21 protein-coding genes are annotated in these 19,826 nt (G+C 67.6%); 16 read left to right on the top strand and 5 right to left on the bottom strand.

Annotated features, from left to right (window positions below):
• The first annotated feature begins 65 nt into the window (after positions 1 to 65).
• Both V6M63_RS11675 and dtd read left to right on the top strand, forming a co-directional pair.
• Positions 66 to 995, top strand: coding sequence for a cation diffusion facilitator family transporter (locus tag V6M63_RS11675; protein ID WP_332741956.1), 930 nt, complete (start codon positions 66 to 68; stop codon positions 993 to 995).
• Positions 992 to 1,441: a D-aminoacyl-tRNA deacylase gene (gene dtd, locus V6M63_RS11680; RefSeq protein WP_332741958.1), complete on the top strand. Its 450-nt coding sequence runs from the start codon at positions 992 to 994 to the stop codon at positions 1,439 to 1,441. Before V6M63_RS11675 ends, dtd begins: the two co-directional genes overlap by 4 nt.
• On the opposite strand, the gene ybeY is transcribed toward dtd, so the two are convergent.
• The 3 genes from ybeY to V6M63_RS11695 are packed head-to-tail and all read right to left on the bottom strand — an operon-like array spanning position 1,432 to position 3,279.
• Positions 1,432 to 1,887, bottom strand: coding sequence for an rRNA maturation RNase YbeY (gene ybeY, locus V6M63_RS11685; RefSeq protein WP_332741960.1), 456 nt, complete (start codon positions 1,885 to 1,887; stop codon positions 1,432 to 1,434). The genes dtd and ybeY overlap by 10 nt on opposite strands.
• The gene (locus tag V6M63_RS11690) at positions 1,887 to 2,288 is read right to left on the bottom strand and encodes an MliC family protein (RefSeq protein WP_332741961.1); all 402 of its coding nucleotides are present in this window, start codon (positions 2,286 to 2,288) and stop codon (positions 1,887 to 1,889) included. Before V6M63_RS11690 ends, ybeY begins: the two co-directional genes overlap by 1 nt.
• A 10-nt stretch (positions 2,289 to 2,298) precedes the next feature.
• On the bottom strand, positions 2,299 to 3,279 hold the full coding sequence (locus tag V6M63_RS11695) for a PhoH family protein (protein ID WP_056267838.1): 981 nt from the start codon (positions 3,277 to 3,279) through the stop codon (positions 2,299 to 2,301).
• A gap of 28 nt (positions 3,280 to 3,307) precedes the next feature.
• Between V6M63_RS11695 and ruvA the strand changes: the two genes are divergently transcribed.
• The 5 genes from ruvA (at position 3,308) to V6M63_RS11720 (ending at position 8,302) form a co-directional block, all read left to right on the top strand.
• Positions 3,308 to 3,886, top strand: coding sequence for a Holliday junction branch migration protein RuvA (ruvA, locus tag V6M63_RS11700; protein WP_332741964.1), 579 nt, complete (start codon positions 3,308 to 3,310; stop codon positions 3,884 to 3,886).
• An 82-nt stretch (positions 3,887 to 3,968) separates the two neighbouring features.
• Positions 3,969 to 5,027: a Holliday junction branch migration DNA helicase RuvB gene (ruvB, locus tag V6M63_RS11705; RefSeq protein ID WP_332741966.1), complete on the top strand. Its 1,059-nt coding sequence runs from the start codon at positions 3,969 to 3,971 to the stop codon at positions 5,025 to 5,027.
• Positions 5,028 to 5,040: 13 nt separating this feature from the next.
• Positions 5,041 to 6,333 (top strand): efflux RND transporter periplasmic adaptor subunit, encoded by a 1,293-nt coding sequence (locus V6M63_RS11710; protein ID WP_332741968.1) that lies wholly within the window; start codon positions 5,041 to 5,043, stop codon positions 6,331 to 6,333.
• Between the two features lie 18 nt (positions 6,334 to 6,351).
• Positions 6,352 to 7,578: an ABC transporter permease gene (locus V6M63_RS11715; protein WP_332741970.1), complete on the top strand. Its 1,227-nt coding sequence runs from the start codon at positions 6,352 to 6,354 to the stop codon at positions 7,576 to 7,578.
• 4 nt (positions 7,579 to 7,582) lie between these two features.
• Positions 7,583 to 8,302, top strand: coding sequence for an ABC transporter ATP-binding protein (locus V6M63_RS11720; RefSeq protein ID WP_332741971.1), 720 nt, complete (start codon positions 7,583 to 7,585; stop codon positions 8,300 to 8,302).
• A gap of 14 nt (positions 8,303 to 8,316) precedes the next feature.
• Here V6M63_RS11720 and V6M63_RS11725 read toward each other — a convergent pair whose 3' ends face one another.
• The gene (locus tag V6M63_RS11725; RefSeq protein ID WP_332741972.1) at positions 8,317 to 10,044 is read right to left on the bottom strand and encodes a lysoplasmalogenase family protein; all 1,728 of its coding nucleotides are present in this window, start codon (positions 10,042 to 10,044) and stop codon (positions 8,317 to 8,319) included.
• A 102-nt stretch (positions 10,045 to 10,146) separates the two neighbouring features.
• Between V6M63_RS11725 and V6M63_RS11730 the strand changes: the two genes are divergently transcribed.
• The 3 genes from V6M63_RS11730 (at position 10,147) to V6M63_RS11740 (ending at position 12,895) form a co-directional block, all read left to right on the top strand.
• Positions 10,147 to 11,157, top strand: a complete 1,011-nt coding sequence (locus V6M63_RS11730; RefSeq protein WP_332741974.1) for an SPOR domain-containing protein — start codon at positions 10,147 to 10,149, stop codon at positions 11,155 to 11,157.
• Positions 11,158 to 11,366: 209 nt separating this feature from the next.
• Positions 11,367 to 12,500, top strand: a complete 1,134-nt coding sequence (locus tag V6M63_RS11735; protein WP_332741976.1) for a 3-deoxy-7-phosphoheptulonate synthase — start codon at positions 11,367 to 11,369, stop codon at positions 12,498 to 12,500.
• A gap of 74 nt (positions 12,501 to 12,574) precedes the next feature.
• Positions 12,575 to 12,895: a hypothetical protein gene (locus V6M63_RS11740; RefSeq protein ID WP_332741978.1), complete on the top strand. Its 321-nt coding sequence runs from the start codon at positions 12,575 to 12,577 to the stop codon at positions 12,893 to 12,895.
• Between the two features lie 107 nt (positions 12,896 to 13,002).
• Here the strand turns inward: V6M63_RS11740 and mpl are convergent, their stop codons facing one another.
• Positions 13,003 to 14,478 (bottom strand): UDP-N-acetylmuramate:L-alanyl-gamma-D-glutamyl-meso-diaminopimelate ligase, encoded by a 1,476-nt coding sequence (mpl, locus tag V6M63_RS11745; protein WP_332741980.1) that lies wholly within the window; start codon positions 14,476 to 14,478, stop codon positions 13,003 to 13,005.
• Between the two features lie 90 nt (positions 14,479 to 14,568).
• On the opposite strand from mpl, the gene V6M63_RS11750 reads away from it, so the two are divergent.
• The 6 genes from V6M63_RS11750 (at position 14,569) to V6M63_RS11775 (ending at position 19,818) form a co-directional block, all read left to right on the top strand.
• Positions 14,569 to 15,201: a hypothetical protein gene (locus V6M63_RS11750; protein ID WP_332741982.1), complete on the top strand. Its 633-nt coding sequence runs from the start codon at positions 14,569 to 14,571 to the stop codon at positions 15,199 to 15,201.
• Positions 15,198 to 15,725 carry a TlpA family protein disulfide reductase gene (locus tag V6M63_RS11755; protein WP_332741984.1) on the top strand — a complete coding sequence of 176 codons (528 nt, stop codon included), beginning with the start codon at positions 15,198 to 15,200 and terminating at the stop codon, positions 15,723 to 15,725. The genes V6M63_RS11750 and V6M63_RS11755 overlap by 4 nt, the downstream gene beginning before the upstream one ends.
• Positions 15,726 to 15,973: 248 nt before the next feature.
• Complete coding sequence (gene accB, locus V6M63_RS11760) at positions 15,974 to 16,426, top strand: acetyl-CoA carboxylase biotin carboxyl carrier protein (RefSeq protein ID WP_332741986.1); 453 nt, start codon at positions 15,974 to 15,976, stop codon at positions 16,424 to 16,426.
• 16 nt (positions 16,427 to 16,442) lie between these two features.
• Positions 16,443 to 17,792, top strand: coding sequence for an acetyl-CoA carboxylase biotin carboxylase subunit (gene accC / locus V6M63_RS11765; protein ID WP_056267886.1), 1,350 nt, complete (start codon positions 16,443 to 16,445; stop codon positions 17,790 to 17,792).
• Positions 17,793 to 17,936: 144 nt separating this feature from the next.
• Positions 17,937 to 18,821 carry a 50S ribosomal protein L11 methyltransferase gene (prmA, locus tag V6M63_RS11770; protein ID WP_332742274.1) on the top strand — a complete coding sequence of 295 codons (885 nt, stop codon included), beginning with the start codon at positions 17,937 to 17,939 and terminating at the stop codon, positions 18,819 to 18,821.
• Positions 18,822 to 18,852: 31 nt separating this feature from the next.
• Positions 18,853 to 19,818: a DUF3426 domain-containing protein gene (locus tag V6M63_RS11775; RefSeq protein WP_332741987.1), complete on the top strand. Its 966-nt coding sequence runs from the start codon at positions 18,853 to 18,855 to the stop codon at positions 19,816 to 19,818.
• The last annotated feature ends 8 nt before the right edge of the window (positions 19,819 to 19,826 follow it).

The raw sequence follows: 19,826 nt of genomic DNA on the forward strand, positions 1-19,826 counted from the left end.
CCATTCTGGCACCGCGCGCGCGCCGGGCAGACATTTCCTTCAGGGCGGTGGAAGACAATCACGGCATGACCCCCGACCGCGCCCGCCTGTTCACCCCCCAACGCCTGCTCATGGCCTCGGTGGTGGTGGCCCTCCTGACCATTGCCCTCAAGACGGGGGCCTGGCTCATCACCGACTCGGTGGGCCTGCTGTCCGACGCGATGGAGTCGCTGGTGAACCTGGCCAGCGCGGTGTTCGGCCTGGTGATGGTCACCATCGCGGCCCGCCCGGCCGACCAGGACCACCCCTACGGCCACCACAAGGCGGAGTATTTTTCGTCGGGGTTCGAGGGCATCCTCATCATCGCGGCGGCTCTGGGCATCATCTGGGTCGCCGGGCACCGGCTGATTGATCCGCAGCCGATCGAACAGGTGGGCTGGGGTCTGGCGCTGTCGGTGGTGAGCTCCGCGCTCAACGGCCTGCTGGCCTGGGTGATGTTTCGCGCCGCCCGCGAGCACCGGTCGATCGCGCTGGAAGCCGACGCCAAGCACCTCGTCACCGACGTGTGGACCTCGGTGGGTGTGGTGGTGGGCATTGCCCTGGTGCACTTCACCGGCTGGCTGTGGCTTGACCCGGTGGTGGCCATGGGTGTGGCGGCCAACATCCTGAAAGAAGGTTTTCACCTCATCTGGCGCTCCTCGCAGGGCCTGATGGACGAGGCGCTGGAACCGGAGGTGGTGGCCACCATCCAGCAGACGCTGGAGAGTTTTGCCTCCACGCCCGGCGAGGCCACCATCATCCGGTTTGACCACGTGAGCACGCGCAAGGCCGGCCAGCGGCGCTTTGTCGACCTGCACATGCACATGCCGGCGAGCTGGTCGCTGGGCCGGGCGGCTGCCGTGCGTGGCAGCGTGGAGCAGGCGCTCATGAGCGCGGTGCCGGGGCTGAGAGCGACGATCCAGCTGCTGCCCAGCGATGTGGAAGCGCACTTTGACGATGAAAAGGATCTGATTTGATTGCTGTCCTGCAGCGCGTGAGTGAAGCCCGTGTGGAAATCGCCGGTGAGATCGTCGGCTCGGTCGGCCCAGGCCTGCTGGTGCTGCTGTGCGCCGAGCCTGATGACACCGAAGCCGTGGGCGAGAAGATGCTCGCCAAGATCCTGAAGCTGCGGATCTTTGGCGACGCCGCTGGCAAGATGAACCTGAGCGTGCAGGACGTTGCAGGCGGCCTGTTGATCGTGAGCCAGTTCACCCTGGCGGCCGACACGAAGAGCGGCAACCGGCCCGGCTTCACCGGGGCCGCGCCGCCCGCGCTGGGGGAAGCGCTTTACGAGGCGTTTGTGAGATCAGCGCGGGCTGCGCACCCGGTGGTGCAGACCGGCCGCTTTGGTGCCGACATGCAAGTGCACCTTGTCAACGATGGACCGGTGACGATCCCACTGCAGATCAAGTCTCAGGCGTAGGGGTTGGGCTGGCCCAACCCGGCCAGGATCTCGGTCTCGCGCGCTTCCATCTCTTCAGCGTCGGCTTCGCTGGTCTCGTGGTCCCAGCCCTGCGCATGCAGCGTGCCGTGCACCAGCAGGTGCGCGTAGTGCTCGGCCAGCGGTTTCTTCAGCTCGGCGGCTTCGCGCGCCACCACCGGCGCGCACAACACCAGGTCGGCCATCACCAGCGGTTCGGTGGCGTAGTCGAAGGTCAGCACGTTGGTGGCGTAGTCCTTGCCCCGGTAATCGCGGTTGAGCACCTGGCCTTCTTCCGCGTCGACGATGCGCACGGTGATCTCGGCATCGGCATCGAGCGCGTGGCGGATGCAGCGCGCAACCGAATGGCGCGGCAGTGCGGCGCGGTGGGTGGCCGCATCGGCGAGCTCGCCGAATTGCAACGACAGGGTGAGTGCGTGCAAGGCCATCAGCGTTTGGCCGGTTGGGCGAAGCAGTTGGCCAGCAGCGTCTTTTCCTGCGCGGTGTGGTCGGCGGCCAGAAAGCTGAGCTCACCCTTCATGCCCTGGGTGTACCAGCGCAGGCTGTTCTGCTCGTCGAGCGCGACGAAGCGCACACCGGTGGTGGCGCGGCGCCCTTGCAGCATGACGGTGCGGCCGTCGAAGTGCAGGGCGGCAAACGCATTGCCGTTGCTCAGGTTCAGATAGACCAGCTCGATCTCGGTGCCGCCGTCGCAGCGGTATTGCACCGCCTGGCTGCTGAAGATCAGGGTGGGCGCGGCGGGTGCGGGTGGGCTGCCCTGGGCGAAGGCCGTGAAAGGCAGCAGGGCCAACAGGCCGGTGAGTGCGCGGGTGATGGGTGTCGGGTGCATGGGTCGGTTTTCAGGCTGCCTTGCGCCGCGCACGCTTGGCCGGTGCGGCGTCTTCGATGTGAGGCGTGCGCGCGTCGTAGGCGTCCACGATGCGCGCCACCAGCGGGTGGCGCACCACGTCGGCGCTGGAGAGACGTGTGATCGCGATGCCCTGCACGCGCTTCAACACACGCTCCGCGTCGATCAGGCCACTGAGCTCGGTGCGCGGCAGATCGATCTGGCTCACGTCGCCGGTGATCACCGCCTTGGCGCCGAAGCCGATGCGGGTGAGGAACATCTTCATCTGCTCCACGGTGGTGTTCTGCGCTTCGTCCAGGATCACGAAGGCGTGGTTGAGGGTGCGCCCGCGCATGAAGGCCAGCGGTGCGATCTCGATCTGCTGGCGCTCGAAGGCCTTCTGCACCTTCTCGGCGCCCATCAGGTCGTACAGCGCGTCGTACAGCGGGCGCAGGTAGGGGTCCACCTTCTGGCCCAGGTCGCCGGGCAGGAAGCCCAGCTTTTCACCGGCTTCCACCGCCGGGCGCGTGAGCACGATGCGCTGCACCGCGCTGCGCTCCAGCGCGTCCACCGCGCAGGCCACGGCGAGATACGTCTTGCCGGTGCCGGCCGGGCCGATGCCGAAGGTGATGTCGTGCGTGGCCATGTTCTCCAGGTAGCGCGCCTGGTTGGGCGTGCGCCCGCGCACCTCGCCGCGCCGCGTCTGCATGGCCAGGGCGCCATCGCCGGGGTCGACCAGGGCGGTGTCGCCGCTGAGCATGAGCTGCACCTGCTCGGCCGGAATCGGCTTCTTCGCCATCTCGTACATGGCCTGCAGGGTTTCCAGCGCCTGGTTCACCTTGGGTTTGGTGCCCTCGATGCGGAACTGCTCGAAACGGTGCGCCACCTTGACCTGCAGGGCCGCCTCGATGCTGCGGATGTGGCTGTCCAGAGGGCCGCAGAGGTGACCCATGCGGACGTTGTCGGGCGGGGAGAAGGTGTGTCTGAGAATCAAGCCGATAATTCCTGAAAAGGATCTTCCAATGATAGGCAAGTTGACCGGTACGCTGCTGGAGAAAACCCCACCCCAGATCCTGCTGGACTGCCACGGTGTCGGTTACGAGGTCGACGTGCCGATGAGCACGTTCTACAACTTGCCCGGCACCGGTGAAAAAGTGGCCCTGCTCACCCACTTCGTGGTGCGCGAGGACGCCCAGATTCTCTACGGCTTCGGCACCGCCCCCGAACGTGAGGCCTTTCGCCAGCTCATCAAGATCAGCGGCGTGGGCCCGCGCACCGCGCTCTCGGTGCTCTCGGGCATGAGCGTGGGCGACCTGGCCCAGGCCATCAGCGCGCAGGACAGCGGTCGCATCATCAAGGTGCCCGGCATCGGCAAGAAGACCGCCGAGCGCCTGCTGCTCGAACTCAAGGGCAAGCTGGGTGCCGACTTGAACGTCCCGGGTGGGGGCCCGGCGCAGAGCGACGTGCAGAGCGACATCCAGCAGGCCCTGATGGCGCTGGGCTACAGCGACAAGGACGCCGCCGCCGCCCTCAAGCCCCTGCCCGCCGATGTGGGTGTGAGCGAGGGCATCAAGCTCGCGCTGAAGGCACTGGCGAAATGAAACCCCCACGCTTGTCACTTCGTGTACTGCGCTGCCCCCCGCAGGGGCTGTCGCTCCTTGGCGCTGCCCTGCGGAGCGACGCATGAGCATCCAGACCGACGACTTCGCCCCCGCGCCGCGCATGGTGTCCGCCGCGCCGGCCTCGCCCAAGGAAGAGGCGATCGAGCGCGCGCTGCGGCCCAAGCTGCTGGACGAGTACGTGGGCCAGGTGAAGGTGCGCGAGCAGCTGGAGATCTTCATCGGTGCGGCCAAGAAGCGCAACGAAGCGCTGGACCACGTGCTGCTGTTCGGCCCGCCGGGTCTGGGCAAGACCACCTTGAGCCACATCATTGCGCAGGAACTCGGCGTGAACCTGCGCCAGACCAGCGGGCCGGTGCTGGAAAAACCCAAGGACCTGGCCGCGCTGCTGACCAACCTCGAAGCCAACGATGTGCTCTTCATCGACGAGATCCACCGGCTCAGCCCGGTCGTCGAGGAGATCCTGTACCCCGCGCTGGAGGACTACCAGATCGACATCATGATCGGCGAAGGCCCGGCCGCGCGCAGCATCAAGCTCGACTTGCAGCCCTTCACCCTGGTGGGCGCGACCACGCGCGCGGGCATGCTCACCAACCCGCTGCGCGACCGCTTCGGCATCGTCGCGCGCCTGGAGTTCTACACCTCGGAAGAGCTGGGCCGCATCGTCAAACGCAGCGCAGGTTTGCTGAACGCGCCGATGGACGAAGCCGGCGGTTTCGAGATCGCGCGCCGCTCGCGCGGCACGCCCCGCATCGCCAACCGGCTGCTGCGCCGCGTGCGCGACTTCGCCGACGTGAAGGGCACGGGCAACATCACCAAAGACATTGCCAACCGCGCGCTGGCCATGCTCGACGTGGACCCGCAAGGCTTCGACCTGATGGACCGCAAGCTGCTCGAGGCCGTGATCCACCGCTTCGACGGCGGCCCGGTCGGACTGGACAACATCGCGGCCAGCATCGGCGAAGAGCGCGACACGATCGAAGACGTGATCGAGCCCTACCTGATCCAGCAAGGCTTCCTGCAGCGCACGCCGCGCGGACGCATCGCCACGCTGGCAGCTTACCGGCACCTCGGGGTGGCGCCGCCCGTGTCGGACAACGGGCTGTTCCAGCCCGGCAACTGAAGCCGCTTGCGCCATGACCCTGTCTTCCGCTCAACGCCGCTGGGGATGGGGTGCCGCAGGGGTGTTGCTGCTGCTCGCGTTCTGGGCCGGCTGGCTCTGGCGCCACCCCAGGGTGGATGCGGTGGAGCTGCAAGCGGCGCCGCTGGTGCGCAGCCTGCAGTTCTCGGCCCGCGTGGCCACGCTCTCGCGGGTGGAGATCGGCAGCACCATCACCGGGCGGGTGCAGGCTGTGCTGGTCGAAGAAGGCGCGCAGGTTCGCCGCGGCGACGTGCTGCTTCGCCTGGAATCGGACGAACTCGCCGCCGCGCTGACGCAGGCGGGGGCGGCCGAGCGCCAGGCCGCCGCCCGGCTGGCGGGCTTGCGCAGCACCGGGCGCACCGCCGCCCAGGCCGCGCTGGCCCAGACCGAAGCCACCGTGCGCGCCGCTCAAGCCGAGCTCACACGCACCGAGCAGCTGGTGGCCCAGGGTTTCGTCAGCGCCTCGCGTCTGGACGAGGTCCGGCGCGCCCTGGAGGTGGCTCAGGCGCAGCAGACCAGTGCACGCGCGCAGACGCGGGCCAACGAAGAAACAGGTTCTGATCTGGTGCAGGCCCAGGCCCAGCTGGCCGTGGCACAAGCCACCACCCAGGCGGCCCAGGCCCGGATGGCGCAAGCCACGCTGGTGGCCCCGGCCGATGCGCAGGTGCTGTTGCGCGAGGTCGAGCCCGGCCAGATCGTGCAGCCTGGCAAAGCCTTGCTGGAGCTGGCCCTGGCCGGCCCCACACAGATCAGCGCGCAGGTGGACGAGCGCTTCCTTGAACAACTGCAACCGGGCCAGAGCGCGCGGGTGGTGGCCGATGCATTTGCCGAGCAGCCCCTGGCCGCGCGCGTGCTGTCCATCGCCCCGTCGGTCGATGCGCAGCGCGGTGCCATTGAAGTCAAGCTCGCGCTGGACGCGCCTGCGCCGGCTTTCCTGCGCGAAGACATGACGGTGTCGGTCGAGGTGGAAACCGCCCGGCGCGAGCGGGCGCTGGTGCTGCCGCTGGCCGCGTTGCGCAACGCGCTGCCCGACGGCTCGGCTGCCGTGATGGTGAGTGCCGAGGGCCACGCGCGCACGCGCGCGGTGAAGCTCGGCCTGCGCACGCTCGACGCCGCCGAGGTGGTTGACGGGCTGGCCGAGGGTGAGCTGGTGCTGATGGGCGGCACGCCCCAGGCCGACGCCCGCGTGCGCGTGCGACGGGTGCCCTGGCAGCCGGGCACGCGCATGACCCCCGGTGCGGCAGCGCCCGACGCGGGCGCTGCTCTGACCAACGCCATGGGGCGCTGAAGGCGCCTGGATTCTTGTATGGACACCTGGCTGGGTTTCGAGAGGCGCGTCGCGCTGCGCTTCCTGCGCGAAGGACGCATGCAAACCGTGCTCATCATCGTGGGCGTGGCCGCCGGGGTGGCCGTGATCGCCTACATCTCCGCGCTCATCAGCGGCCTGCAGACCAACACCCTCAACAAGACACTCGGCGCGCAGGCCCACATCACCCTGAGCGCGCCCGACGACGTGGTGGCGCCATCCGCCGTCAGGGCACCGGGCACGACCACCTTGACCGAAATCCAGCCACGCGCGCAGCGCCTGCGCTCGGTGGCCAATTGGCAGGCCTTGGTGCCGCAGCTCGAACGCCTGCCCGGCATCGCGGCAGTCTCGCCCATGGTGGCCGGTGGCGCGCTGGCGCTGCGCGGCGAGGCCACACAATCCGTCTCGCTGTTCGGTGTGGAGCTCGACCGGTACGACCGCATCGTCGGGCTGCGCAGCAAGGTGGTCAGCGGCACCGCGCGCCTGGCGCCGGGCGAGGCGATCGTGGGGCGCGACCTCGCGGCCGACCTGGGCGTGCGCGTGGGCGACCGCCTCACGGTACAGACCAGCAGCGTGAGCGAATCGGTGCGCGTGACCGCGCTGGTCGATTTGGGTGTGAAGGAACTCAACCGGCGCACCGTGATCCTGCCGCTGCGGGGCGCGCAAAGCCTGCTCGGCCTGCCCGGTGGCGCCACCACCATCGACCTCACGGTCAACGACGTGTGGGCCGCGCAGGGGCTGGTCGATGGTCTGCGCCGTCAGTTGCCCTACCAGTTCGAGAGCTGGCAGGAGAGCAACGCCCAGCTGGTCTCGGCGCTCAACGCGCAGTCGGTGAGCACGGGCCTCATCCGGGCCGTGGTGCTGGTGGTGGTGGTGCTGGGCATCGCCAGCGTGCTGGTGGTGTCGGTGGTGCAGAAGCGCCGCGAGATCGGCATCCTGCGCGCCATGGGCGCCACGCGCGGGCAGGTGTTGCGGGTGTTCCTGGTGCAGGGCGCGGTGGTGGGCGCGGTGGGCTCGGTGCTCGGCATTGTGCTGGCCGTGTTCATGATCTGGGTGTTCACCACCTTCGTGCGTGGCTCCGATGGGCAGCCGTTGTTCTTCATCGTGCTGCCGCCCCTGCTCGCGCTGCAGGTGGCCGTCATGGCCACCGTCTGCGGCGTGCTGGCGGCCATTGCGCCGGCCCGTCGTGCCGCGGCGATGGACCCGGGACAGGCCATCCGCTTGTGACGCGATGAACCCCTCCAGCACCGTCCCGCTGATCGAGCTCAGCGACGTCCGAAAGTCCTACAACGTTGGCCTGCCCAGCGAGGCCGAGGTGCTGCACGGACTCAACCTGCGTGTGATGCCTGGCGAGTTCATCGCTCTCATCGGGCCGTCGGGTTCGGGCAAGAGCACCTTGCTCAGCATCATCGGCCTGCTCGAACGCATGAGCTCGGGCACCTACCGTTTCCAGGGTGAAGCGGTGCAGGGTCTGGACGACCATGGCCTCACCATGCGCCGACGCAACCGCCTGGGCTTCGTGTTCCAGTTTCACCACCTTCTGCCGGCTTTCACGGCGCTGGAAAACGTGACCATGCCCGCGCTCATGGCCGAAGGGCGGGTGAGTGCCGCGCAGCTGGGCAAAGCGCGCGAGTTGCTCGACGCGGTGGGCTTGGCCCAGGCCATGGACAAACGGCCGTCGCAGCTCTCGGGCGGCATGCAGCAGCGCGTGGCGATCGCCCGCGCGCTGGTGATGGAGCCACCGCTGGTGCTGGCCGACGAGCCCACCGGCAACCTCGACACGGCGTCGTCCGACGAGGTGTTCGTGCAGCTGCGCCGCATGCACGCCGAGCGAGGTGTGTCATTCGTCGTGGTCACGCACGATCCGCGCCTGGCGGCGCGCTGCGACCGGCTGGTGGAACTGGTGGACGGTCGCATCTCGTGCGACCAGGCCACGCCCCTGGCGGGTTGAGGGGGGCCCGACCGTCAGTGCGGGTCTGGAGCGGGCTCGGATCGAACGATGTGCATCACGATCAGGATCTGCGCCGCGTAGTAGGTGCTCAGCACCCAGACCTGAGACATGGGCAACGGCGAGACAAAGCGGTTGATCGCGAGCAAGGTGTCGCTGAGCATGAAGAAGGCCGCACCCACCGCCACGCCGATGGCCGTGGCGCTTCGCTGCACGGTGGCGCGGCCGATGGCCTGTGCGGCCATGAGCGCGATCACCAGCACGTAGGCCGCCACCGGCGCACGCAGGGCGGCGGGCAGACCGCCTTGCCAGAGAAAGGCGTACACGGCCAAGCCGATGCCCAGTGTGGTGAGCAGCGCGCGCTGGCTCGGGAACCACGGCACTTGCCGGCGGAACAGCGCGATGTAGGCCAGGTGCGCCAGCAGGAAGGACACGAGTCCCGGAATGAAGTAACCGGGGAACATCAAGAAGGCGTCGCCGGCCAGTGACAGGGCCAGCGCTCCCAGCAGCAGTCCAAGGTCTCGTTGCAAGCCGCCCGTGCCGCGCGCATGGCCCAGCACCATCGCCATCGCGACCAGCATGGTCAGCGGTTTGAACAGCCGGTGCAGCTCCACCCAGCCCAGTGCGGCACTGGCCATGGACAGCGCCGCGCATTCGATGAACAGCGCCTCGCCCATGCCGATGCGGCCCTGCATCACCGCCCCGATGGCCCACAGCGCCACCACGAGCACCGTGAACACCACCGCGCTGCGCGACAGTGGCCAGCCGTCGGCGAACCACAGGAAACCGCTCACGCCCGCGAGCAGGGCCAGGAACTGCAGGCCCGCGAACCACTGCACGGCGCGGCCCATGGGCGGTGCGAAGCGCTGCACCTGCGCGATGTCGAAGGCAGGCGCCGGAAAGCGCGCGGCCACATCGGCGGGCCGCCAGCCGGGCGGCTTGAACCACACACGCAGCTTGTCATCCCAGCGTCGGGTGCGCCATGAGTCCTTGATCAGACCCCAGTACACCTCGCCATTGGCCCACAGCGGGTCCCAGCTCTGCAGCGGCTTGCGGGTGCCGTAGACACACAGCTCGTCTTCTTCCTGGAAGCTGCCGAACAGCCGGTCCCACACGATCAGGATGCCGCCGTAGTTGCGGTCGAGGTAGCGGTCGTTCACCGCGTGGTGCACGCGGTGGTTCGAGGGGCTGCAGAACCAGCGGTCGAACCAGCCAAGCTTGCGGACCTGCTCGGTGTGCACCCAGAACTGGTAGAGCAGGTCGAAGAGGGCGACCACGCCGAACACCAGCGGCGGCACGCCGGCGATGGCCATCGGCAGGTAGAAGACCCAGCCCAGCAGCGCACCCGTGCTGGTCTGGCGCAGCGCGGTCGAGAGGTTGTAGTCCTGACTCTGGTGGTGCACCACGTGGGCCGCCCAGAAGAGGGCGGTCTCATGCCCGGCGCGGTGCAGCCAGTAGTAGCAGAAGTCGTAGAACACCAGGGCGCTCAGCCAGCCGACCCAGGTGGTCCAGAACGGGTGGTCGGGCCAGATCGCGACCGCCGAATAGACCGCGGTGTAGATGCCCACGCGCAGCAGCCGGGTGAACACCGCGCTGATCTGGCTGAGCATGCCCAGACCGATGCTGCTGATGGCGTCGTCCAGGCGGTAAGTGTTGCGCCTGCGCTTGAGCCCGACAGCGTATTCGAGCGCGATCAGCGCAAAAAATACCGGTGTGGCCATCACGATGATCTGACTGGGGCTCATGGGCAGGTGAGGGGCAGGTTGAACGTGATGCCCGGATTGTGGTCAGAACCCGGCCCACGTGGTGATGGCAACAACCCGCATGCCGCGTGCCAGAATCGCGCCATGCCCGACCCTTCGCAGCCCGCCGCGATTGCCCCGGAGAGCGCCACCACCGCGCTCTACCGCGCTGCCTTGGGGCCAGTCAATGTCGGGCGCTACCTGCCGGTGTTTGCGCGTTTCGACGAGGCGGGCCGGGCCGGCCCCGGCTGGAATTGGGCCGCTGCGCTGCTGACCCTGAACTGGCTGGTGTTCCGCCAGCTGTGGGGGGTGGCACTGTTGTACGTGGCTGCCGTGGAAGGCCTGGCCTTGCTGGTGTTGGGGCTGGGCCGCGAATGGCTGGCCCGGCCGTCTCTCCTCGAGTGGGGCTTTCTGGGCGCGATCCTTGTGCTGAGCTGCCTGATCCCCGGTGTTTACGGCAACGCCTGGCTGCATGCCGACGCGCGTCGCCGCATGATGCGCGCCGTTCGCGAGGCCAAGACCGTGCGCGAGGCGTGCGTGGCCCTGGCCCTGCGGGCCAGCAACCGCCGCCGCCTGCTGGGCCTGGTGGCCGTCAATGGGGTGCTCGCGGTTGCAACCATCGTCATGTACTGGGGGCTGTCCCGATGGGCAGTCGACCAGCAGGTGCTGCCGATGGTGGCCGTGCCGGAGGTGGTGGTGCCTGCCGAGCCAACGCCCCCTGCGCCTGCCGAGCCTGCGCCCGTCGCTTCACCGGCACCCACGGCGCCTGTTGCCGAACCGCCACCTGTGCAACCGGCCGGGCCATCGTCCCTGGAGCCCACGTCCGCTGTGGAGCCGGCACCAGCGCCCACGCCGGCGGCGCAGGCGACCCGGCCTGCTGCGCAGGAGGGCGGCTTCGCCATCAATGTGGGACTGTTCGCCGATGCCACCAACGCCGACCGCGTGCACACCCGGCTCATCGATGCCGGTTTGCCGGCCTACATCCAGGTGGTCGATTCTTCCAACGGGCAGCGCACGCGCGTGCGGGTCGGGCCGTTTGCCAGCCGCGCCCTGGCCGACGAAGCGGTGCCACGCATCCGCGCGCTGGGGCTGGACGCGGTGGTGTTCAGGCAGTAAGCCGGACAACGGCAGGCCTGTGCTACATTGCCAACCCATGAAAGCGCGCAACTTCTTTGCCTTTTACTTTTGGTTCTCAGTCCCCGGCGGACGAGAGGCGAGGCTGTAAGCGCATCACCCCATCTCGATCAAACCGCCGGAGCCCTCAGCCCGGCGGTTTTTTTTCGACCCTGTTTCCTTAACCGCAACACCAGTCCAGGAGCACCGTGATGACCGCGAAACATGCCCCAGCCAGCAGCGATGCCTGGCACACCCGTTCGATCGACAAGACCAGCCAGACCGACGACGAACGCATCAAGGACATCACCGTGTTGCCACCCCCCGAGCACCTGATCCGCTTCTTCCCCATCGGCGGCACGCCGGTGGAGACGCTGATCAGCCAGACCCGCCAGCGCATCCACAACATCCTGCACGGCAAGGACGACCGCCTGCTGGTGATCATCGGCCCGTGTTCCATCCACGACCCGGCCGCCGCGGTGGATTACGCGCGCCGCCTGCAGCCACTGCGTGAGAAATACGCCGACACGCTGGAGATCGTGATGCGCGTGTATTTCGAGAAGCCGCGCACCACGGTGGGCTGGAAAGGGCTGATCAACGACCCCTACCTGGACGAGAGCTTCCGCATTGACGAAGGCCTGCGCATCGCGCGCCAGTTGCTGATCGAGATCAACCGCCTGGGCCTGCCCGCCGGCAGCGAGTTCCTCGATGTGATCTCGCCCCAGTACATCGGCGACCTGATCGCCTGGGGCGCCATCGGCGCGCGCACCACCGAGAGCCAGGTGCACCGCGAACTGGCTTCGGGCCTCTCAGCCCCGATCGGCTTCAAGAATGGCACCGACGGCAACATCAAGATCGCGACCGACGCGATTCAAGCCGCCTCGCGCGGCCACCACTTCCTGTCGGTGCACAAGAACGGCCAGGTCGCGATCGTGCAGACCAAGGGCAACAAGGATTGCCACGTGATCCTGCGCGGCGGCAAGGCACCCAATTACGACGCCGCCAGCGTTGCCGCGTCGGTCAAGGAGCTCGAGGCCGCCAAGTTGCCACCGCGCCTGATGGTGGACTGCAGCCATGCGAACAGCAGCAAGCAGCACGAGAAGCAGCTCGACGTGGCGCGCGACATCGCCGGCCAGATCGCCAGCGGCTCGCACAGCGTGTTCGGCGTGATGATCGAGAGCCACATCGAGGCCGGTGCGCAGAAGTTCACCCCGGGCAAGGACGAAGTGGGCGCGCTCAGGTACGGTCAGAGCATCACCGACGCCTGCCTGGGCTGGAGCGATTCGCTGCAGGCGCTCGAGGTGTTGTCGGGCGCGGTTCAGTCCGCGCGCAAGGCGAAGGCCTGAAACGGTCTGCGGGCTTTCACGGGGTGCCTCCCCGCCGGTGAGGGCCACAATGGAAGCCCATCAGGAGATTCACCATGCGAAGCCAAGTCACCGTGAGCTGGGGCCGCTCGGCCGTCTACCACTTCGATCTGGAAGAGGTGCAGCCCATGCCGCACGACCTGGCCCGCGCCTGGCTGGACGAGCAGTTCACGTTCCTCGGCTGCGAGCCGATCCGGCCCACCGGCAAGGTGCTCACGGCCGACAAGATCCTGGGGGTGGCGCAAGCCGTGGGCGAGGAGCGCTTTCGCGACGAGGCGCACCGTGCCTGGGCCATGGCGTTTGCGCGCGCGGCCAGTGCAGCGCTGGCGAAACCTGTCATCTCCATTGATGTGCCCGCGCAGGCCCTGAGCTACTAGCAAAAAGGAAACACCCCCGCGCCGCCTGCGGCGTCACCCCCTCCAGGGGGCGCACCCTGCGGCCTGGCAAAGCCAGTTCCGTGGGTGCCCTGATCAAGAGCGGTTCTTCAAGCCGAGAGCGCCTTCAGCAGGCGCTCGTGCACGCCACCAAACCCACCGTTGCTCATGCAGACGATGTGGTCACCGGGTTGGGCGGCCGACACCACCTGAGCCACCAGTTCGTTGATGGTTTTGCCGATCTGGGCGCGTGCGCCCATGGGCGCCAGGGCCTCGGTGGCATCCCAGTCCAGCCCACCCGAGTGGCAGAACGCGAGGTCGGCCGCTTCCAGGCTCCACGGCAGTTGCGACTTCATCGTGCCCAGCTTCATGGTGTTGCTGCGCGGCTCGAACACCGCGAGGATGCGCCCGCGCGGGCTGCCGAGCCGGCGCTGCAGGCCGTCGAGCGTGGTGCGGATGGCGGTGGGGTGGTGGGCGAAGTCGTCGTAGACCGTGATCACGCCACCCGTTCGCGCCACCGTGCCGCGCACCTCCATGCGACGGCGCACGTTCTCGAACGTGGCCAGCGCCCGCGCAGCATCGGCCGGAGCCACGCCCACATGCTCAGCCGCCGCAATGGCCGCCAGCGCATTGAGCTGGTTGTGCACACCGCTGAGTGACCATTCCACACGGCCCGCCGGCTTGCCCTGGTTGAGCACGTCGAAGGCGTGGGGCTCGCCCTCGGCCGTGAAGTCGCTCACCGCCGCGCCGAAGGTGCGCAGCTCGCTCCACAGGCCCTGGTGCAGCACGCGGTCCAGGCTTTCCTCCAGGCCGTTGGACACCACACGTCCCGACGGCGGCACGGTGCGGATCAGGTGATGGAACTGGCGTTCGATGGCGGCGAGGTCGTCAAAGATGTCGGCGTGGTCGAACTCGAGGTTGTTCAGGATCGCCGTGCGCGGGCGGTAGTGAACGAATTTGCTGCGCTTGTCGAAGAACGCGGTGTCGTACTCGTCCGCTTCTATGACGAAGGCCCCCACGCTCCCCACTGCGTGTGGTTCGCTGCCCCCCGAGGGGGCTGTTTTGCCTTGGGGCGGCCCGGCGGCAAAACGCCTCTCGCTGGCTGCCGGTTGGCCCATTCGCGCCGACACCCCAAAGTTCATGGGCACCCCGCCGATGAGAAAACCCGGCTGCAGCCCATTGGCCTCCAGAATCCACGTCAACATGGCGGTGGTGGTGGTCTTGCCATGGGTGCCGGCCACGGCCAGCACGTGCCGGCCCTGGAGCACGTGTTCGGCCAGCCACTGCGGGCCACTGGTGTAGGCCGCGCCGCTGTCCATGATGGCTTCCATCAGCGGGAATTTCGGCGAGCCGTCGGGGTTGCGGGCGCGGCTGACCACGTTGCCCACCACGAACACGTCGGGCTTGAGCGCGAGCTGGTCGGCGCCGAAACCCTCGATCAGGTCGATGCCCAACGCGCGCAACTGGTCGCTCATGGGGGGGTAGACGCCGGCGTCGCAACCCGTGACGCGGTGACCGGCTTCGCGGGCCAGAGCGGCCAGGCCGCCCATGAAGGTGCCGCAAATGCCCAGAATGTGTATGTGCATCCGGCGATTCTAGGTGGCGGCCCACCCCGGCCTTGCGGGTATGGCCGCACGCCGCCGCACCCCAGCCCCTGGGCGGGCACAATCCCCGGCATGGAAGCGAGCCGGGACGACATCACCTTTGAAATCGCGGCTGTGGCCGCCCGCCTGGTGGCCGAGGACGGGCTGGAGTACGCGGCGGCCAAACGCCAGGCCGTCAAGCAGCTCGGCCTGCCGGCGCGCACGGCCCTGCCCGACAACGCCACGCTGGAAGCGGCGGTGCGGGAGCACATCGACATCTTCTGCGCCGACACCCAACCGGGCGAGTTGCTGGCCTTGCGCGAACTCGCCCTGCTGTGGATGGAGCGCCTGAAGGCGTTTCGCCCGCACCTGGGCGGCTCGGTCTGGCACGGAACCGCCACGCGCCACAGCGATATCTACATGCAGCTCTTTTGCGACGACCCCAAGGCGCCTGAATGGGCCTTGCTCGACCATCGGGTGGAATACCACCCCGGCACGGTGAACGGTTGGCGCGGTGAACCGGTGGAGGCGCTGACCTTGCGCACCCGCTGCGACGCGCTGGGCCAGTGGGTGCTCATTCACCTCATGGTTCACGAACACGATGACTTGCGTGGCGCCCTCAAGCCCAATGCGCTGGGGCGCAAGCCGCGCGGCGACGCCGCGGCGCTGCTGCTGCGCATGGCCGATGCGCCCGAAACACCCGGACTGAACGAAACCGCCTCATGAAACTGCAACGAAGAACGGTGTTGATGACGGCCGCCGCCGTGGCCGCTGCCGGCGCAGGGGCCTGGATGTCCTGGCGCCGGATCGCGCCGCAAGCCGTGATGAGCGAGGCCGAGGCGGCGTTCTGGGCCAGCAGCTTCGAAGGCCCGAATGGTGAGGCGGTGGACTTGACCGCCATGCGCGGGCGACCCTTGCTGGTGAATTTCTGGGCCACCTGGTGCCCGCCGTGTGTGGAAGAGTTGCCCCTGCTCAACGCCTTCAACAAAACCAACGCGACCCAGGGTTGGCAGGTGCTCGGGCTGGCGGTGGACCAACCCGGCGCGGTGCGCAGCTTCATGCAGAAGCTGCCGCTGAACTTCCCCGTGGGCATGGCGGGCTTCGCCGGGACCGAGCTCAGCCGCAGCTTGGGCAACCCGAGCGGCAGCCTGCCATACACGGTCGTGTTCGGTGCCGAAGGCACGGTCGTGCACCGCAAGATCGGCAAGGTGTCCGAGGCCGATCTGGCCCAATGGGCGCAGCTGGGCTGACACCACGCACGGTGATCGACCGCTGGTCCGTTGCTGGGAACGCCCTGGAATAAAGGGCTAAATTCCAGCTTTGTCGCCAAAAGTTCCGTGCCTGCGAGCGGGCGTGCGCTCCCCAGCCGCGCGGGCGTTCCTCGATCGGGCGGCGCCCCCTTCGTGTACACTGCGGCACCCCAGCCGATCGGGGCGATCCGACAAGTCAGACGTTGATCGAATTTAGAACAAATTAGCCGCTTTTCGTTGGAGAAATCATGGATTTAAGAAAATTGAAGACGCTGATCGATCTGGTGTCCGAGTCAAACGTGTCGGAACTGGAGATCACCGAAGCGGAGGGCAAGGTCCGCATCGTCAAGAGCGCGCCGGTGTCTGCCGCGGCGCCCGTGACCTACAGCATGGCGCCCGCACCCGTGGCGCCCTCCGTGCCGGCCGTTGAAGTGGCGCCCGCAGCGGTGGCCCCCGCCGAGCCGGTGGGTCACATGGTCAAGTCGCCCATGGTTGGCACGTTCTACCGGGCCTCCAGCCCGGGCGCCAAGCCTTTCGTCGAGATTGGCGACACCATCAAGGAAGGCGAGACGATCTGCATCGTCGAGGCCATGAAGATCCTCAATGAAATCGAAGCCGACAAGTCCGGCACCGTGACCAAGATCCTGGTGGACAACGGCCAGGCTGTGGAATACGGCCAGCCTCTGTACGTGATCGAATAAAAAAGGCCCCGAGCCCATGTTCAAGAAAATCCTGATCGCCAACCGCGGGGAAATCGCACTGCGCGTGCAGCGCGCCTGCCGCGAAATGGGCATCAAGGCGGTGATGGTGTACTCCGAGGCCGACCGCGACGCCAAGTACGTGCGCCTGGCCGACGAAGCCGTCTGTATCGGCCCCGCTTCGAGCACCCACAGTTACCTCAACATGCCGGCCATCATCTCGGCCGCCGAGGTGACCGACGCCGAAGCCATCCACCCTGGCTATGGTTTCCTGTCGGAGAACGCCGACTTCGCCGAGCGTGTGGAAAAAAGTGGCTTTACCTTCATCGGCCCTTCGCCCGACTCCATCCGCCTCATGGGCGACAAGGTCTCGGCCAAGCAGGCCATGATCCGCGCCGGCGTGCCGTGCGTGCCGGGTTCGGAGGGCGCGCTGCCCGACGATCCGGTGGTGATCAAGCGCACGGCCAAGGCCGTGGGTTACCCGGTGATCATCAAGGCCGCGGGTGGCGGCGGTGGCCGCGGCATGCGCGTGGTGCACACTGAGGCCGCGCTGCTGCACGCCGTGCAGACCACCAAGGCCGAAGCCGGTGCCGCGTTCGGCAACGCCGAGGTCTACATGGAGAAGTTTCTCCAGAACCCGCGCCACATCGAGATCCAGATCCTGGCCGACACGCACCGCAACGCGGTGTATCTGGGCGAGCGCGACTGCTCCATGCAGCGTCGCCACCAGAAGGTGATCGAAGAAGCCCCTGCGCCCGGCATCCCGCGCCGGCTGATCGAGAAGATCGGTGAGCGTTGTGCCGCCGCCTGCAAGAAGATCGGTTACCGCGGTGCCGGCACGTTTGAATTCCTGTTCGAGAACGGTGAGTTCTATTTCATCGAAATGAACACCCGGGTTCAGGTGGAGCACCCGGTGACCGAATGGATCTCGGGTGTGGACATCGTGCGCACGCAGATCGCGGTGGCGGCGGGCGAAAAGCTGCCGTTCACGCAGCGCCAGGTCCAGCTGCGCGGCCACGCCATCGAATGCCGCATCAACGCCGAAGACGCCTACAAGTTCACGCCATCGCCTGGCCGCATCACGACCTGGCACGCGCCGGGCGGCCCCGGTGTGCGCGTGGACTCCCACGCCTACACCAACTACTTCGTGCCGCCGAACTACGACTCCATGATCGGCAAGATCATCGTGCACGGTGACACGCGCGAGCAGGCGCTGGCCCGCATGCGCACGGCACTGGCCGAGACGGTGATCGAAGGCATCAAGACCAACATCCCGCTGCACCGCGAACTGATGGTGGATGCCAGCTTCGTGGCTGGCGGCACCAACATCCACTACCTTGAAGAGTGGCTCTCCCAACGTGAGAGGTAGGGCTCTCCCGCGAAGCGCCTGCGGCGCCTCCCCCACGGGGGGGCAACACCTGCGGCCCGGCAAAACCGGTTCCGCGGTGTTCCGGGGTGGTGTCTCTTCATTCGTTGTCGTTCGCTGACTGTCGGAAATTCATTCATGTCCTCCTTGTTTGAGCTGGTGCTCATGGTGCCTGAGGCTTCGGTCGAGGCTGTGAGCGATGCGCTGGATGCGCTCGACGCCCTGAGCACCTCGGTGGAAGACGCCGACGCGATGACGGATGCCGAACAGGCGCTGTTCGGCGAACCCGGCATGCCACCACCCAAGGAAGGCTGGCAGCGCTCGCGTGTGGTGGCGCTGTTTGCCTCCGACACCGCGGCGCGCGAGGCGGCCGAGCTGCTCAAGCTGCAGGATTTCTTTGAGGGCTGTGCGGTGCTGGGCGTGCAGTCCGTGCCTGAACAGGACTGGGTGCGCCTCACGCAGTCGCAGTTTGCGCCGGTGGAGATCACGCCCACGTTCTGGATCGTGCCGAGCTGGCACGAACCGCCCGCCGCGGCCGAGCAGATCATCCGGCTCGACCCGGGCTTGGCATTTGGCACGGGTACACACCCCACCACCCGCATGTGTTTGCGCTGGACGGCACAGCATCCACCGGTGGGCTCGCGTGTCCTCGACTACGGCTGCGGCTCGGGCATCCTCGCCATCGGCGCTGCGAAGTTCGGCGCAGGCGAGATCGTCGCAGTGGACATCGACCCGGCCGCGGTGGAGTCGACCCGGCTCAACGCCTCGGCCAACCACGTCAGGTTGAGCGAAGGCTTGCCCGACATCGCGCAGGGTGAGCACGATCTCGTGCTGGCCAACATCCTGGCCACACCGCTCAAGGTGCTGGCCCCGCTGCTGTGCTCGCATGTGCGCTCGGGCGGCAAGCTCGTGCTCGCGGGCATCCTGGCGCGTCAGGCAGACGAGTTGATCGAAGCCTATGCGCCCTGGGTGGCGTTGCAGGTCAGCGACGAAGAGGATGGCTGGATCCTCATGACGGCGGTCAAGGCCTGAGCCACCGTGCAGCGCCCGCGATAATCGGCGCATGAGTTTCACCACCCGTTGCCCGGCTTGCGGAACGACCTTCCGGATCGTTGCCGATCAGCTGAAGATCTCCGAGGGCTGGGTGCGTTGTGGGCATTGCGCCGATGTGTTCGATGCCACGCTCTACCTGGAGCCTTGGGTGCCGGGTGCACCAGCGCCCGCGGGGTCGCCGCCAGAGCCCCAGGCCGAGCTCACCACTGCCAACGATCCCCACGGGGACGAGCTCATCACCAGGCCACCGGCACCACTGCCGGATGATCCACCCGCCAACTTGTCCGCCGACGCCGATTTCAGCACCGAACTTCAGCGGTTCGCGGCCGCCAAGGCGGCTGCGGACGCACAGGCCGCAGCTGTCCCGGTGACGGCTTCGACCACCAGCGACAAGCCTGTTGTCACACCTTTGGAGATTCCTGACAACGAAGTCCTTGACAGCGTGGATCCCGAGGCGATTCCCGGATTTGTGCGTCAAGCGCAGCAGCGTGCCTTCTGGCAATCGCGCGGCGTGCGTGTCGGGCTGTCTTTCCTGGCCTTGCTGCTGGCGGCATTGCTGGTGGCCCAGTGGGCATTGCACGAGCGAGATCGGATCGCCGCGTGGCGGCCCGATCTGTTGCCGCTGTTGCAGCAGGTCTGCGCGCCGATCGGGTGCGCCGTGGGACCGGTGCGCAACATCGATGCCATCGTGATCGACAGTTCTGCACTGGTGCGCCGCTTGGGCAACTTCCATTCGTTCGACCTCGTGCTCAAGAACACGGCCGACATGGCGCTGGCCCTGCCCGCACTCGAATTGAGCCTGACCGACACACGCGATGCGGTCATCTCGCGGCGCGTGTTCCTGCCCGAAGAGTGGCCGGACGCGCCCACCGTGATTCCGGCGAAAAGTTCGCTGAACGTGAGTTTCCGCCTCTCACTCTCGGTGGGCGAAGCCACGCCCATGGCCGGCTACCGCGCCCTGGTGTTCTATCCCTGACCCCTCCC

The sequence above is a fragment of the Hydrogenophaga sp. genome (assembly GCF_036675665.1).
Taxonomy (GTDB): Bacteria; Pseudomonadota; Gammaproteobacteria; order Burkholderiales; family Burkholderiaceae_C; genus Hydrogenophaga.

What these genes read in the sequence shown, in the direction of transcription:
- V6M63_RS11675 (WP_332741956.1), top strand. Translation starts at nt 66, where the DNA reads ATGACCCCCGACCGCGCCCGCCTGTTCACCCCCCAACGCCTGCTCATG.
- ybeY (WP_332741960.1), bottom strand. Translation starts at nt 1,887, where the DNA reads ATGGCCTTGCACGCACTCACCCTGTCGTTGCAATTCGGCGAGCTCGCC.
- V6M63_RS11690 (WP_332741961.1), bottom strand. Translation starts at nt 2,288, where the DNA reads ATGCACCCGACACCCATCACCCGCGCACTCACCGGCCTGTTGGCCCTG.
- ruvA (WP_332741964.1), top strand. Translation starts at nt 3,308, where the DNA reads ATGATAGGCAAGTTGACCGGTACGCTGCTGGAGAAAACCCCACCCCAG.
- ruvB (WP_332741966.1), top strand. Translation starts at nt 3,969, where the DNA reads ATGAGCATCCAGACCGACGACTTCGCCCCCGCGCCGCGCATGGTGTCC.
- V6M63_RS11710 (WP_332741968.1), top strand. Translation starts at nt 5,041, where the DNA reads ATGACCCTGTCTTCCGCTCAACGCCGCTGGGGATGGGGTGCCGCAGGG.
- V6M63_RS11715 (WP_332741970.1), top strand. Translation starts at nt 6,352, where the DNA reads ATGGACACCTGGCTGGGTTTCGAGAGGCGCGTCGCGCTGCGCTTCCTG.
- V6M63_RS11720 (WP_332741971.1), top strand. Translation starts at nt 7,583, where the DNA reads ATGAACCCCTCCAGCACCGTCCCGCTGATCGAGCTCAGCGACGTCCGA.
- V6M63_RS11725 (WP_332741972.1), bottom strand. Translation starts at nt 10,044, where the DNA reads ATGAGCCCCAGTCAGATCATCGTGATGGCCACACCGGTATTTTTTGCG.
- V6M63_RS11730 (WP_332741974.1), top strand. Translation starts at nt 10,147, where the DNA reads ATGCCCGACCCTTCGCAGCCCGCCGCGATTGCCCCGGAGAGCGCCACC.
- V6M63_RS11735 (WP_332741976.1), top strand. Translation starts at nt 11,367, where the DNA reads ATGACCGCGAAACATGCCCCAGCCAGCAGCGATGCCTGGCACACCCGT.
- V6M63_RS11740 (WP_332741978.1), top strand. Translation starts at nt 12,575, where the DNA reads ATGCGAAGCCAAGTCACCGTGAGCTGGGGCCGCTCGGCCGTCTACCAC.
- mpl (WP_332741980.1), bottom strand. Translation starts at nt 14,478, where the DNA reads ATGCACATACACATTCTGGGCATTTGCGGCACCTTCATGGGCGGCCTG.
- V6M63_RS11750 (WP_332741982.1), top strand. Translation starts at nt 14,569, where the DNA reads ATGGAAGCGAGCCGGGACGACATCACCTTTGAAATCGCGGCTGTGGCC.
- V6M63_RS11755 (WP_332741984.1), top strand. Translation starts at nt 15,198, where the DNA reads ATGAAACTGCAACGAAGAACGGTGTTGATGACGGCCGCCGCCGTGGCC.
- accB (WP_332741986.1), top strand. Translation starts at nt 15,974, where the DNA reads ATGGATTTAAGAAAATTGAAGACGCTGATCGATCTGGTGTCCGAGTCA.
- accC (WP_056267886.1), top strand. Translation starts at nt 16,443, where the DNA reads ATGTTCAAGAAAATCCTGATCGCCAACCGCGGGGAAATCGCACTGCGC.
- V6M63_RS11775 (WP_332741987.1), top strand. Translation starts at nt 18,853, where the DNA reads ATGAGTTTCACCACCCGTTGCCCGGCTTGCGGAACGACCTTCCGGATC.